The 14,147-nt window shown below is 58.3% G+C and carries 12 protein-coding genes; all 12 read right to left on the bottom strand.

What is annotated here, in order from left to right; translation table 11 throughout:
* Nucleotides 1–64: 64 nt before the first annotated feature.
* Nucleotides 65–1,513, bottom strand: a complete 1,449-nt coding sequence (locus VL197_05850) for a hydrogenase 4 subunit F (protein ID HUJ17498.1) — start codon at nucleotides 1,511–1,513, stop codon at nucleotides 65–67.
* 75 nt (nucleotides 1,514–1,588) lie between these two features.
* The gene (locus VL197_05845) at nucleotides 1,589–2,254 is read right to left on the bottom strand and encodes a formate hydrogenlyase (GenBank protein ID HUJ17497.1); all 666 of its coding nucleotides are present in this window, start codon (nucleotides 2,252–2,254) and stop codon (nucleotides 1,589–1,591) included.
* An 84-nt stretch (nucleotides 2,255–2,338) separates the two neighbouring features.
* The gene (locus VL197_05840) at nucleotides 2,339–3,283 is read right to left on the bottom strand and encodes an NADH-quinone oxidoreductase subunit H (GenBank protein HUJ17496.1); all 945 of its coding nucleotides are present in this window, start codon (nucleotides 3,281–3,283) and stop codon (nucleotides 2,339–2,341) included.
* Between the two features lie 13 nt (nucleotides 3,284–3,296).
* Complete coding sequence (gene hyfB, locus VL197_05835; protein HUJ17495.1) at nucleotides 3,297–5,339, bottom strand: hydrogenase 4 subunit B; 2,043 nt, start codon at nucleotides 5,337–5,339, stop codon at nucleotides 3,297–3,299.
* 116 nt (nucleotides 5,340–5,455) lie between these two features.
* Complete coding sequence (locus VL197_05830; protein HUJ17494.1) at nucleotides 5,456–5,989, bottom strand: NADH-quinone oxidoreductase subunit B family protein; 534 nt, start codon at nucleotides 5,987–5,989, stop codon at nucleotides 5,456–5,458.
* A gap of 60 nt (nucleotides 5,990–6,049) precedes the next feature.
* The gene (locus tag VL197_05825; protein HUJ17493.1) at nucleotides 6,050–6,487 is read right to left on the bottom strand and encodes a GxxExxY protein; all 438 of its coding nucleotides are present in this window, start codon (nucleotides 6,485–6,487) and stop codon (nucleotides 6,050–6,052) included.
* Complete coding sequence (locus tag VL197_05820) at nucleotides 6,484–8,052, bottom strand: NADH-quinone oxidoreductase subunit C (GenBank protein HUJ17492.1); 1,569 nt, start codon at nucleotides 8,050–8,052, stop codon at nucleotides 6,484–6,486. Before VL197_05820 ends, VL197_05825 begins: the two co-directional genes overlap by 4 nt.
* Complete coding sequence (locus VL197_05815; GenBank protein HUJ17491.1) at nucleotides 8,052–9,542, bottom strand: hydrogenase 4 subunit F; 1,491 nt, start codon at nucleotides 9,540–9,542, stop codon at nucleotides 8,052–8,054. The genes VL197_05820 and VL197_05815 overlap by 1 nt, the downstream gene beginning before the upstream one ends.
* Before the next feature lie 197 nt (nucleotides 9,543–9,739).
* A complete protein-coding gene (locus VL197_05810) occupies nucleotides 9,740–10,399 on the bottom strand; it encodes a hydrogenase (GenBank protein HUJ17490.1) in 660 nt (219 codons plus the stop codon).
* A gap of 61 nt (nucleotides 10,400–10,460) precedes the next feature.
* A complete protein-coding gene (locus tag VL197_05805) occupies nucleotides 10,461–10,820 on the bottom strand; it encodes a four helix bundle protein (protein ID HUJ17489.1) in 360 nt (119 codons plus the stop codon).
* Nucleotides 10,821–10,880: 60 nt separating this feature from the next.
* Nucleotides 10,881–11,798 carry an NADH-quinone oxidoreductase subunit H gene (locus VL197_05800; GenBank protein ID HUJ17488.1) on the bottom strand — a complete coding sequence of 306 codons (918 nt, stop codon included), beginning with the start codon at nucleotides 11,796–11,798 and terminating at the stop codon, nucleotides 10,881–10,883.
* Between the two features lie 187 nt (nucleotides 11,799–11,985).
* Nucleotides 11,986–13,977, bottom strand: coding sequence for a hydrogenase 4 subunit B (gene hyfB, locus VL197_05795; protein ID HUJ17487.1), 1,992 nt, complete (start codon nucleotides 13,975–13,977; stop codon nucleotides 11,986–11,988).
* Nucleotides 13,978–14,147 lie beyond the last annotated feature (170 nt).

Below are 14,147 nucleotides of genomic sequence, written 5' to 3'. Positions count from 1 at the left end.
ATCAGTGCAAATCAGTGTCAAGACACTATACTATCTCACCGTGTCTCCGTGTCGAAAAAGGTTTTCACTTCAAGAGTCCAACCGCCGTATGGAACCACCCGGCAAGGAATTTCGGCATATACAGCCCGAGACAAAGAACCACCGCCATGTGCAGCAGAACGGGAATATGCGCCGCCTTGATTCGGTGCTGGTAGCCCGGTATGCTTCCCGCCACCATGGGCTGCACTCTCCTGAAGAGCGCTGCAAAGGAGACCCCGAGCCCCAGCAGAAGGAACGGCGCCATGAGCGGCGCGTCCTTGATCGTGGCCGTGAGGATCAGGAATTCGCTGGTGAACACGCCAAAGGGAGGCATCCCGACGATCGCCATGACGCCGAGCGCCATGCCCCACCCGACCAGGGGATTGCCCCTGATCAGTCCCTTGATCTTCTCCATGTCCTGCGTCCTGTGCATCTGGGAGGCATGGCCCACGGTGAAGAATATGGATGATTTGGTCAGGCTGTGGACCAGCATGTGCAGGAGTGCGCCGAAGGTCGCCACCGGGCCGCCGAGACCGAAGGCGAACGTGGCGATGCCCATGTGCTCGATGGACGAGTACGCGAACAGCCTTTTGATGTCCTTCTGCCGCAGGAGGGAAAAGGAGGCCACGATGATCGACAGGATGCCGAAGCCCATCATGATGCTGCCCGAATGGTGCGTGCCCGTGGACCCGTCTACAAGGACCTTGCAGCGGACGAGCGCGTAGAGCGCGATATTGAGCAGAAGGCCGGAGAGAACGGCCGAGATCGGGGTCGGGCCTTCGCTGTGCGCATCGGGAAGCCAGTTGTGGACCGGCACGAGACCGACCTTGGTGCCGTACCCGACCATGAGGAACACAAAGGCCAGGGACAGGATGGTCGGTTCCAGTTTGTCGCTCACCTGGGCGAGATTCGTCCAGTGAAGCGCCGCGCCGCCGGCGCCCAGCACCTTTTCAGCGGCAAAGTACAGCAGCACCGTCCCGAACAGCGCGAGCGCGATGCCGACGCCGCAGAGGATGAAGTATTTCCATGCCGCCTCGATCGCGGCCGGGGTGCGGTAGAGGGACACGAGCAGGACCGTGGACAGCGTCGCCAGTTCCATGGCGATCCAGAGGATGCCGACATTGTTCGTCAGGAGGCAGAGCAGCATGGCAAAGATGAAGAGCTGGAACATGGCGTGGTAGAAGCGCATCCTCCGTGGCCCGAGCGTGCCGTGTTCGCGTTCGCGGCGCATGTAGCGCCTGCTGAAGATCGCCGTGGTCATGGAGACGAAGGCGGTGAGGACCGTGAGGTAGACGCTGAAGGCATCGACAAAGAAGAAGTTGTCCCAGGCCAGCATCGGTCCCTGCTCATAGACCTGGAACGCCAGCCCGACGCTCGCGACAAAGGTGGCCCCGGAGCCGACGATGTTCATTTCGGCCGCGATCTTCCGGTCGCCGATGAAGCCCAGCGCCATGGCAGCGAAGAGCGGAACGCAGAGGAGAATCAGAAGGGCCATCAGGACCTCATATCAAGTTCAACGTTTAAAGTCAGAAGTAAAAGATTCAATTTGCATTTTACCTTTACGGCAGCGTCAATCCTCTTCCTTCAGCCTCGCCATCTGGTCGACATCAAGGCTGTCGAAGGCCGTGCTGATATGGAAGAAGAACATCCCGAAGATGAACGCGGCGATCAACAGGTCCAGGGCCACGCCGAGCTCCACGACGAGGGGCATGCCGTAGGTCGCGCTCGTGGCGGCGAACAGCAGCCCGTTCTCCATGGCGAGGAACCCGATGATCTGCGTGACCGCGTGCTTGCGGGTGATCATCATCAAGAAGCCGAGCATGACGGTGGCGAGGGCTACGGCGAGCGTCGATTTGGTCACGAGCGTTGAAAGCTCCCGGATGGGCGCGGTCAGGTGATAGGAGAATATCACCAGCACGATCCCCATCAGCATGGTCGTGGGGATCTTCACGACCGTTTCCACTTCTTTGTGGATCCTTAATTTCTGGATAAGCACATGAAGGATATAGGGCAGGACCACGACCTTCGTCGCCAGGGTCAGGATGGATGAAATATACAGATCATGGGCCCCGCCGACGAAACCAACCATGGCGGTGCTCACGGCGAGCAGGAAGCCCTGCAGCGCGAAGAGATGCAAGAGGGCGTTCATCCTCTTCTGCACCAGAAGGCCGAACGTCGTCAGCAGGATCAGTGCCGCCAGGAGGCTGTTGAGCTGTGAGGCAAGCTGTACATTCATATCATTCCTCTTTCAGTGCATGAACAAAGCATGATCGCCCGGGGAAAATCCCGGGTTCGAGTCCCCTTTCGGTATTTTACCTATCTACTCCAGCATGAAGTACGACAACATGCCGAGCGTTGCGAACAGGAAGGCGCTCCCCAGGAACTCGGTAATCCGGAAGATCCGCATCTTCGCCAGGCCGGTCTCGATCATGACCAGGCCGACCCCCACGACGGCGAGCTTGAGCAGTAGCACCGGCAAGGCTGCAAGAAGTGCGGTCGCATCGTCGTCCATCGCGATCCCCCAGGGAAAGAACGAGGCAATCCCCAGGACGACGAAGAGGAACAGCTTCATCATTCCCGCCCACTCGATAAGCGCGAGGTGTCTCCCCGAATACTCGAGGATCATCGCCTCATGGATCATGGTCAGCTCCAGGTGGGTGGCGGGATTGTCCACCGGCACTCTGCCCGTTTCTGCCAGGGCGATCAGGACGAACGCCAGGAGCGCGAAAACCAGCGACGGCCTCAGCATCGCGTGTCCCTGGGAGATGACATGGGTTATCTGGGAGAGCGACGTGGATTTGCTCACGAGGGAAACGGCGAACACGGCCATCAGCATGGCAGGCTCGGCAAGCGACGCAATGGTCATCTCGCGGCTCGACCCCATTCCGCCGAAGGCCGTGCCGATGTCCATGCCCGCCAGCGCCGTAAAGAACCGGGCTATGGCAAAGAGCGCCACCAGGGCTATGACATCGGCCGTGGCGGAGAGCGGCAGGTCCGCGGAAAGGATCGGGATGATCCCGCCGGCCAGGACCGAAACGCCGAACACGAGGTACGGCGTGAATCGGAATATCCACGAGGCGTTCTCCGCCAGCGTCACGTCCTTGGCGAACAACTTCATGATGTCCCGGTAGGGCTGGAACAGGCTCGGCGACGTGCGGCCCTGGAACCAGCACTTCACCATCTTTACCCAGCCGGCAAAGGCCGGAGCAAGTGCGAGGAGAACGGCGATCTGAACCAGCTCTATGAGGAACGGATTGATGTTCAACGGACAGTCCTTATCACGAAAATATAAGCAGCACCAGGATCGTCACGAACGAATAGATGAGATAGATCTGGATCCGGCCATGCTGCATCCTGCCGATCCTGCGCGACAGCCAGAAGCTCGCGTCGACCACCGGCTGGTACATCCAACCCCAGAAGCGGTCCCTGACCCGGAGATGATACTGCAGCCGCTCGGGGAAAGCGGGATGGGTCGCGGGCGGGAGCTGGCTCACTTTTTCCTTGATGCTGAAGAGAAAACCGAAGATACGCCTGAGCGGCATGGAAAAGGACGTGGCCGTATATTGCATCCGGTTCGTCACCTTCTCGAACCCGCAGTCCCAGAGCGGCGCCCGGTGGATGGCGCTGCGGCGCGAATGGAGCAGCAGGTAGGTCACGACCACCACGGACAGGATGCCCAGGAACGCGATCGGCGCCGAATAGGAGGCCCGCTCCGCCGCGATGGGCGTGAGCCACATCCAGCCGAAACCGGATGCCGAGGCGGCGACGGTCCCGTCTACCAGTTCTTCGGCCAGGGGGTCCATCCACCTGAGCATGACGGTGGGCAGAACGCCGAGGCCCAGGCAGGTGAGCGCCGCCAGCAGCATGCCGATGCGCATGGACCAGCGGACCTCATGCACGCCTCCGTGATGATGCCCGCGCGGCTGCCCCAGAAACGTGACGCCGAAGGCCTTCACGAAACAGGCGGCGGCGAGGGCGCTGGTGAGCGCCAGCAGCGCGGCGCCCAGCGGGATGAGCAGGTTCAGGAGCGGGCTGGGAAGCGACGGGGAAAGCAGGAACGCCTGGTAGGTCAGCCATTCCGACACGAACCCGTTGAAGGGCGGGAGCGCCGAGATGGAGATGCAGCCGACCAGAAAGAGGACGGCCGTCCAGGGCATGAAGCGGATGAGACCGCCCATCTCCTCCATGTTCCGCTCATGGGAGGCATGGAGCACGGCCCCGGCACCCATGAAGAGCAGTCCCTTGAACATAGCATGGTTCAACGTGTGATAGAGGCCGGCTATCAGCGCGAGCGCGGCGAGCAGGGACATGTCGAAGGAATAAAAGATCATGGCAAGGCCGACGCCGATGAGGATGATGCCGATGTTCTCGACCGAGTGGTACGCCAGGAGCCTTTTCAGATCGTGCTGCATCAGGGCATAGAGGACGCCCATGACCGCGGAGATGAGACCGAAGACCAGAACGACCGCGCCCCACCACCAGGGGAACACGCCGATGAGGTCGAAGACGACCCGGATGATCCCGTAGATGGCGGTCTTGAGCATCACGCCGCTCATCAACGCCGACACGTTCGACGGCGCCACGGGATGCGCCTCGGGCAGCCACACGTGGAGCGGGATCACGCCCGCCTTTGCCGAAAAACCGAAAAAAGCGAGCAGGAATGCCAGGGAAGCCCAGCCGGCGGGAAGTTCCGCCTCGCGCATGCTGTCGAAGGTATAGCCTTCAAATCCCTTGAAGCCGGTGGCGAGGCCTGCCAGGATGCCGAAGGACAGGAGGATCGCGATCGCGCCCACGTGGGCAACGACGAGATAGAGGAATGCGGCCCTCCTGTTCTCGATCTTCTCATCCTCGAAGAGGACGAGGAAATACGATGCCGCGGCCATCATTTCCCAGGCGATCAGGAAGAACAAGGCGTCATCCGCGAGGACCACAAGAAACATTCCCGCGAGGAACAGGGCATAAAAGACGACGAGACTGGTCACCGGCCGGTGGCCCAGGAAGCCTTTGACATAGCCGATGGAGTAAAGGGAGACGAAGAAGGCCAGCGCTCCGACGACGACGAGAAAATAGCCGGACAGCAGGTCGAGCCTCAAGTGAAAGGGAAGGTCCGGCAGGCCGATGGGTATGATGACCTTCTCCACGATGTTGGCGGCCACGGTCCAAACGCCGGCGATCGCGGCAAAGAACGCGGCGACGGCCGCAAGGGAAAAACCGGTGGTTATGAGGAGACGCTGGTTCCGACGCAGGAAGGGGATGAGCGCAAGAAGGAGCAGAAGCGCCGCAAAGGACACGAATAGGATACTGACAGGTGTAAGAAGCACGTCCCTACCTTCCTGGCTATGCTTGCATGGTGAAGCCGAAACCGATCAGTTCAGGGAAAAGGGCCGCCACGGGTCTCGCAGGTCCTTGCTCTTTCTGCGACTCTTCGTACACGACCTCATGCCCGTTTATCGATGAGTTCGCCTATGATCCGTGAAAGTCCCAGCAGGATCGCCGCAGGCGTCGGTGGACATCCGGGGATATAGCCGTCGACGGGAATGACGTTCGCGACGCCGTTGGTGACAGCGTAGCTTCCTTTATAGATACCGCCGTCCCTTGCGCAGTCGCCGCAGGCCACAACGAGCTTCGGTTCCGGGGTCGCGATATAGGTCCGCTTCAGCGCAAGCTCCATTTGGCGCGATACCGGCCCGGTCACGAGCAGCACGTCGGCATGCCGGGGAGAAGCCACGAAATCGACGCCGAAGCGCTGGATGTCGTAGATGGGGTTCGTGAGCGCCGTACATTCCCATTCGCAGGCGTTGCATGATCCCGCATCGATCTGCCTGATCCGGAGCGACCTATGGAAGATTCTATCAATCTTTTCCTGAAAGTCAACAATCTTCGCCTCCTGCTCGGGAGCGATGGTGAAGCCTTCCGGGAACGGGATGACCTTCTTCTTGGATAGCACGTTCTTTAGTATTTCTTCAAACATGACTGCTCCGTCAGCATAACACGTACGGAAGACAACCACAGAGTCTCAGAGACACAGAGGTTATCGTACGAGTCTTTTGATTCCGTCTTTCAGCAAGGCAGAGTTAAAGTTTACCATCAGCCCCACTTTCAAACCGGATAGTTTTAAATAGGTCAACAACTGCGCTTCGTGAACTGGAAGTATTTTTTCAACGCATTTGATTTCCACCACCACTTTTCTATCTACCACAACATCCATCCGATAACTGCAATCAAGCTGGAGTCCTTTATATTCAACGGGAAGCGTCACCTGGTTATCGAAGACCATGCCCTGGAGTTGTAATTCTTTACAAAAGCACTCTTCATATATTGATTCGAGCAGGCCAGGCCCAAGATGGCGATGTACCTCAATAGCGCAGGCAATGATCTTCTCCGTCAGCCCTTCATAATAATATGTATTCTCCGTGTCTCTGCGTCTCTGTGGTGGATTTTGCATCATATCCTCGGAGCGATTGGTCACATATCCGTCCCGGAGTACGACAGATTAAAGCTCTTGTTGCAGAGCGGGAAGTCGGGCACGATGTTCCCGTGCACGGCGAAGGGCACGGCGGGCCAGTTGCAGTACGACGGCGAGCGGAGCTTCACCCTGAGCGGTCTGCCGTTCCTGTCCGCCATCACCCAGTAGAACAGCGAACCGCGCGGGGTCTCGGCATAGCCCAGTGCAGACGCATAGGGAAGCGCCCGTTTCACGGGAACGGCCAGATCGCCTTTGTAACCGCTTTCAATGAGCGCCTGGATCATAGAGATGGAGCACTCGGCCTCTTCAGACCTGACCATCATGCGGGCGAACACGTCCCCTTTTTCATGGGTATGGGCTTCGAAGATCATCCTGTCGTACAGGAGGTGCGGATGGGACTTCCTCATATCGTCGTTCAGGCCCGACGCCCGCGCGGCAACACCGGTCACGCCCAACTTCAACGCGATGTCCTTTGAGAGACGTCCGGTGTTCTCCAACCGCTCCCGGTGCGAGACCGAGCCGAGCAGCAGCTGCATAAGCCCCTTAATATCCTTCGTGGCTTCGTCAACCGTCTTGAGGATATCGTCGGCCCGGGCGAACACATCTTTCGTGACGCCGCCGATGATGTTCGCGCTGCGAAGATACCTGCTCCCGGTGAGCCGCTCATTGAGCTGCATGAGCTGTTCCTTGATGACCGCGCCCTTCATGTATCCCACGGCGAGCGCCGTCCCCGCGCACATGTTCCCGATATCGCCGATATGGTTATAGAGCCGCTCGAGCTCGAGCAGGAGCGTTCGCACGGCCGAGGCCTTCTCCGTGATCTCCGTACCGGTCATCCGCTCCACCGCCATGCAGTACGCCGCACCGTGGGAGAAAGATGAGGTGCCGGAAACGCGCTCCGCCAGCTTGACGCCTTCAATAAATCCGAGCGTCTCGAACTGCTTCTCCGTCCCCTTGTGCGTATAGAACAGCCGAGGTTCCAGGAAGAAGATGGTCTCGCCCACGGCGCTGAACCGGAAGTGTCCCGGCTCGATGATGCCGGCATGCACGGGGCCCACGGGGATCTCGACGATACCCTCGCCTTCCACTTCCATGAAAGGGTGGGGGACTTTCACCATGATCCCCTCGCCCCATTCCCTGATGTCCGACGGCCCGATCTTCCAGTCTTTCCTGAGCGGATGTGAATTTGCCGGGAATGCTTCGTGGAAAACGAGCCTGCGCTGGTCCGGATGCCCTTCGGGAGCGAGGCCGAGCATATCGTAGATCTCGCGTTCGTACCAGTGAGCCGCGGGAACATGAGGGGTCAACGAAGAGAACCGGGGATCGTCCCCGCTCACGGAACGGACAATGATAAAGAACCGGTCAACGCCGGGAACGGAGAACACGGCATAGACCCTGAACACGCCGTCCCGCTCCCGCTCGTCGGTCGCGAACATCAGCCGAAGCAGGCCATGCAGCTCTTCGGACAGGTACCGGCAGACGTCCCTGAAATCATCCGGTTTGACCTCGAGATAGGTCTCATTCAGATGCTCAACGACCGTGACCGCTTTCTTAAGGACCCTATCCATTACTTCACTCCCACGACCTGAACGCAGGTCCTGATCGTAGCGTCGATAAAGGCCGGCACGTTGAAGCCCATGACAATGACCAATATCGCCATCACGATCATGATGCCGGTGCTCAGCACGTTTCCCGCGTTCAAGCCCGCAGCAGGGTGATGCCGCTCTGCCGAACGGTTCGCGGTGTCCGGCCTTCCGAACAGCATTTTCCCGAACCCGGACAGCACGCCGTAGAACACGATGACCACAAAGAGCAGGAAGATGGCCACCACAGGCCAGAGTCCCTTGTCTACGCCCGCCTTCAGCACCGTGAACTCGCTCACAAAAATATTAAAGGGCGGCGTGCCCGAGAGCGACAGGGCGCCGATGAAGGTCAGCGTGCCGAGAAGCGGCATGGAGGAGAGCACGCCGCTCACGTTCGCAATGTTCGTGGAGCCGAAGCGCGACTGGATCCTGCCCGAGGCGAAGAACATGAGCGGCTTTGCCAGCGCGTGGTTCAGAATATGAAGGAGCGAGCCGTAGATGCCTATGGGTCCGCCGATGCCGACGCCGAGCGAGATGATGCCCATGTGCTCGATGCTGCTGTAGGCCAGGAGACGCTTGTAGTTCTCCTGGACCAGGATGAAGATGGCCGAGATGCCCATGGAGATGAGGCCGAAGATGATCAGCAGGTTGCCGGTAAAGACCTCGCCGGTCGACGGTTGGACGATCGAGACGAAACGCATGATGCCGTAGAAAGCGGTATTGAGCAGGATGCCCGAGAGCAGTGCGCTGATGGGGCTCGGCGCCTGGCTGTGCGCGTCAGGCAGCCAGTTGTGCACCGGCGCAAGGCCGGCCTTGGTGCCGTAACCGACGAGCACAAAAATGAACGCGAGCTTCATGGTCTCGGGATTGAGCCGGGGGGCCACCTGTTTGAGCACCGTCCAGTTGAGCGCTCCCTCGGTGCCCATGACCGCCGTCGAGGCGTAGTACGTGATGAACGTGCCGAGGAGCGCGAAGGTGATGCCCACGGTGCAGAGGATGATGTACTTCCACGCGGCCTCGACCGCCAGCGGCCTCTTGTGGAATCCCAGCCCGATGAGGAGCGCTGATACGATGGTCGTGGCCTCGATGCCGATCCACATGATGGCGAGGTTGTTCGCCATGGTCACGAGGAGCATGGTGAAGATGAAGAGGTGCAGCAGGCCGTAGTACCGCCGGACCCCCCGGAGCTCTATGAGCCCCGTTTCCAGCTCATGTTCGAGATAGCTGATGGAGTAGATCGCCGAGGCGAGGCTCAGGAAGATGACGAGCGCCATGATGTAGCCCGAGAGCGCGTCCAGGGAGAACGCGCCGTCCATGGCCGCGACCGGCGCGGACACCGATTCCGTTATCGTCGGCAAGGCATAGAGCGCGAGGCTGACGGCGCCGGCGAGGCTCGCGTAGCCGATCAGTCGCGGACGCTTCAGCAGATAGCAGACGATCGCGGTGACAATGGGTATTATAAGAATCGCTATCACGATAGTCGTTTCACTCCATGGGAAATTGAAGATTGGAAATTTAAGATTTTAAAATGTGATAAATTAAAACTATTTCAAATTCTCGGAATTCCAGCTTCAACATTCAATCTTCGATTCATAGCACGATAAGCGCCGACATTTTCCAATTTCCAATCTTCAATCTACAATTTCCAATTCGACACCTGTCGGATGCCGCTCTACCCTTTCAGCACCGTCAGTTTGTCCAGGTCCGCCGAGGCAAAGGCCCGTTTGATCTGGATCGCGAAGACACCCAGGATGATCACGCCCATCAGCATGTCGAACAGCACGCCGAGCTCGATGATCGTCGGCATGCCGAAGGTCAGCGAAAATCCGGCGAGGAACAGCCCGTTCTCCATGAATAAAAGCCCGATCGCCTGCGTGAGCGCCTTCTTCCGCGTTATCATGATGAAGAGGCTGATGAGGATAACCGCGATGGATATCTGGAGCACGTTTCTCGAAAAACCGGTGACGAAGATGCCTTCCTTGAGCGACGCGTAGACCACGGCCACGAGGATGCCCGAGATGGCGAGCGAGAGCGAGTTGCTGATGTAGGGCTGCACCTCGTGGGTCACCCGCATCTGGCGCACGATCCGCCGAAGGAAGAGCGGGATGAGGATGCCCTTCGTCGTGAGCGTGAGCAGCGCGGCGACGTAGAGGTGCGTCTCACCCACGAGGACAGCCACCACGGCGATCAGCCCCGACAGAAGCCAGGAGTTGATCGTGTACGCCTTCACGTAGGACTCGATGCTCTTGAAGGCGTTCAATGTCACGGCGGTCAGGAGAATGCCAACGGAGATGAAGTCAATTATGGAAAATGCTTCGATCCAGACTTTCATGTCGCTCCGCTCCATTGGAAATTGGAAATCGACGATTGAAAATTTAAAATTCTACACACGACTATCTTCCTTTTTTTGAAGTGATGAGAGATTTGGCAATGATATTTATCAATTGCTTTGTTTCTTCGATGAGAGGGTCAACGTTGCCATCACTTACTAAGTCAGATCTCTGCATCAATCGTAACCAATAATTTGATTCGCGAAGTTCTTTCAAGACGATTTGGAGCTTATGGATGAAATCAGCCCTGCTCGCCGCGCCGCAAGCTTCTTCATAATTAGCGCCTGCGGAAGTCCCGGATCGAAATAGCTGACCGGCAATATGCTTACCAGGCAATGAAGCGTCAAGCTTCATCGTGAGTTTAAATATCGCCACACCATAATCCAATAACCGCCCGGAAAGTCTATTAGCTTGTTCTTCCACTTTACAATTTCCAATTTCCAATCTTCAATTTTCAATTCGACCACGCTGCGGCGTGGTCGTTTATTTCCCCATCATGATGTGCGTCACGAGCGACAGGAACGCGAGCACGAATGAGCCGCCGAGGATCGAGGGGAGCTGGAAAAACCGCACCTTGGCGCGTGTGGACTCCACCGCAGCCATGAGGACGGCCATGCCGAGCATTTTGAGAGCATACCCGCCGAGCGATGCGATGAGCCCCGCGCCGTCACCATCACGGGCGATCCCCAGGGGGAAGAAAATATCCATGGTCAGGGTGAAGAGGACCATCTGCTTCATAAAGTGCGCCCACTCCATGAGCGCCAGATAACGGCCCGAATATTCCAGGATCATGCCTTCGTGGATCATGGTCAGTTCAAGATGCGTGTCCGGGTTATCGACCGGCACCCTCCCCGTTTCGGCAATGATCGCGACCATGAACGCGGAAAGCGCGAGCACATGCGACGGCGAAAAGACCACGCCCGGCGCGCCGGCGATACGCGCGATGTTCGTCGAACCGGCAGATATCGCGGCGGTAAAGAGCGCGAGCATCATCATGGGCTCGACGAGGATGGCCACGGTCATTTCCCTGCTGCTCCCCTCGCCGCCAAAAGCGGTGCCGGCATCGAGCCCGGCGAGGGCCATGAAGAACCGGGCCAGGGCGAACAGGGAGATAAGCGCGATCACGTCGCCCATCATGGTGTACGGCGACAGCACGGTGACCACGGGGACGATCATGGCAGCGACGATCGTTGCGATGAAAACGACAGAGGGCGTGGCCTTGAATATCCACGAAGTGACGTTCGAGACCACCATGTCCTTTTTGAAGAGACGGATGAGGTCGTAGTAGGGCTGAAGCACGCCCGGGCCTTTTCTGCCCTGCATGTTCGCCTTCACCTTCTTGATCACCCCGTTCACCAGCGGGGAGAAAAGAATGATTATGAGAAATTGAAAGTAGCCCATGGCTTCGCTTTGCTCAGATTGGAAATTGAAGATTGATCATTTAAAATTTTAATGCCCCACTGCGAGGAGCGAATCAACAAAGTAATCACTCTTTTGCGTACCTTCACGATTTTGATCGAAAACCTCAAATTTCCAGTTTCCAAGCTCCAATATACAATTCGGCGCGTTACGCCGCCACCCCGGGCCGTTAGGTGCCAAAGATCAACAGCACAATGAGCGTTATCAATATGTATCCCAGATAAAGCTGCAGGCTCCCGGACTGCAGCAGCTTCACCTTTTCGGCGACGGCGTTGACGAACCTGGTCACGGGATCATACACGTAACGGTCGAAGAACGGAGTGATCTGGCCCCCGTACCTGATGGACCTGACGAAAAAGGGCTTGATGAGGTAGGAGACCTTCAGGTCCCTGCTCGGGAGATAGATCCTCTTGTAGATGATGCGGAGCGGCTTGGTAAAGGCCGTGGCAGTATACTGCATGCGCGGCGTGAGGCCTGGGATGCCGCAGTCCCAGGAATCGGCATACACGGTCTTTCTCCCGTTGCCCCGAAGCTTCACGAGTGCGACCACGGCGATGAAGATCGTCACCATGGCAACGGCGAGCGCAAGGGTGGAGAGCGATGCCGTGGCCCCGGGCGTTACCAGGATGCCCTGCCGGTGCAGTTCGACAAAGGATCCCGTGATGGTGAAAACCGCCGGCCCGAGAATCGCGACGGGAATTGACGGAAAGACTCCGAAAACGACGCAGAGAAGGGCAAGGAGCGCCATGCCGAGGACCATCCAGGGAGAGGACTCCTGGGCCGTGGTAGCGTGTTCGCTGCGCGCCATGCCCAGGAAGGTGATGCCGAAGGTCTTGACGAACCCGGCAGCGACGAGCGCTCCGGTGAGCGCCAAAGCCGCGCCTCCCAGGGGCGAGACGATCTTCGCGACAACGGAGGGCGACTGGAAGCCGAGCAGCAGGGACTGGTACGTGAGCCACTCGCTCACGAACCCGTTCAGAGGCGGAAGGGCGGTGATGGCAAGGGCGCCTACGAGGAACAACAGGCCCGTCCAGGGCATGAGCTTCAGGAGCCCGCCCAGCTTCTCCATGTTCCTTGTCCGGGTGGCGCTCACGACCGAACCCGCCCCCAGGAACAGGAGTCCCTTGAACAGCGCGTGGTTCAGGGTATGGTAGAGGGCGGCAGCAAGGGCAAAGCCGGAAAGGACGGGCATTCCGCCGCTCCGGAACATCATGGACGCGCCGATCCCCAGAAGGATGATCCCGACGTTCTCGACGCTCGAATAGGCAAGAAAGACCTTGAGGTCGTTCTCCATGATCGCGTAGAGGATGCCCAGGACCGCCGAGATCGCACCGAGAACAATGATCGTTATTCCCCACCACTCCGGACCCGGACCCAGCACATCCAGGGCGATCCGAAGGAAGCCGTAGATCGCCGTCTTGATCATGACGCCGGACATGAGAGGCGTGATGTTCGAAGGTGCAACGGGATAGGCCCGGGGGATCCAGGTATGGAGCGGAATGATGCCGGCCTTGGTGCCGAACCCGATGATGGCGAAGATGAAGATGAGCGACCTGATCTGCTGCGGAAGGAGTGCGGCAGCTGCCCGCATGGAAAGGAAATCCATGCTGCCCGTGTAGTGCATCAGCATGAAGAAAAGCCCTATGATGAAGGCCGTCCCGATATGGGTCATCACCACGGTAAAGAGACCCGCCTTCGCTGTCTCCTGGTTCCGATCGAAGACGACGAGGAAGTACGAGGCAACAGCCATGGTCTCCCAGGAAACGAGGAAGGTAAAGATATTGGCCGAGAGGACCACGCCGTACATGCTCAGGATGAGGATGTTGTAGAAGAACCCCATGGAGCCGGCATTTTTGATACCGCGCGTAAAGCCGATGGAGTAGAAGGAAACGGCAATGGTGATGAGCGATATGAGGACGACGAAGAAGGCAGAGAGCGCGTCTGCGCGGAAGGCGAAGCTGAAGAAGGATGATACGATGATCGCCTGGCTCGTATAGGCCGGGGTAAAGAGAAGGTACCCGCCTGCGGCGAGGAAGAGAAGCGAGCCTGCCAGGGAGAAGAGATAGCTGAAGTTGCGTATATTCGAGAGCGGAAGCTGTGAAGCGGCTGCGCCGAACAGAAACCCGATGATCCCTATAGAGAATATACTCGCGACGTCCATGTCTTAAACGATCAGTTTGAGCTCATTACGCAGACCCACGCGCATGATCCGGGAAAGCGAATTTCTTCGCGTTCAGAACAAGCGCTGCGACGTAATATCGATTTTCAAAGTACGTTGACCCGGGAGTATTCATGCCCGTGCACAGTCAAACTCATGCAAAACGAAAGGAA

This window comes from Nitrospirota bacterium (genome assembly GCA_035516965.1).
GTDB lineage: Bacteria > Nitrospirota > UBA9217 > UBA9217 > UBA9217 > MHEA01.
The sequence above is the reverse complement of the archived record's forward strand: the minus strand, read 5'-3'. Positions and strand labels throughout refer to the sequence as shown.

Bases quoted from the DNA above. Each gene is read 5' to 3' on its own strand.
- VL197_05850 (HUJ17498.1), bottom strand. From the start codon at position 1,513: ATGGCCCTTCTGATTCTCCTCTGCGTTCCGCTCTTCGCTGCCATGGCG.
- VL197_05845 (HUJ17497.1), bottom strand. From the start codon at position 2,254: ATGAATGTACAGCTTGCCTCACAGCTCAACAGCCTCCTGGCGGCACTG.
- VL197_05830 (HUJ17494.1), bottom strand. From the start codon at position 5,989: ATGTTTGAAGAAATACTAAAGAACGTGCTATCCAAGAAGAAGGTCATC.
- VL197_05820 (HUJ17492.1), bottom strand. From the start codon at position 8,052: ATGGATAGGGTCCTTAAGAAAGCGGTCACGGTCGTTGAGCATCTGAAT.
- VL197_05810 (HUJ17490.1), bottom strand. From the start codon at position 10,399: ATGAAAGTCTGGATCGAAGCATTTTCCATAATTGACTTCATCTCCGTT.
- VL197_05800 (HUJ17488.1), bottom strand. From the start codon at position 11,798: ATGGGCTACTTTCAATTTCTCATAATCATTCTTTTCTCCCCGCTGGTG.
- hyfB (HUJ17487.1), bottom strand. From the start codon at position 13,977: ATGGACGTCGCGAGTATATTCTCTATAGGGATCATCGGGTTTCTGTTC.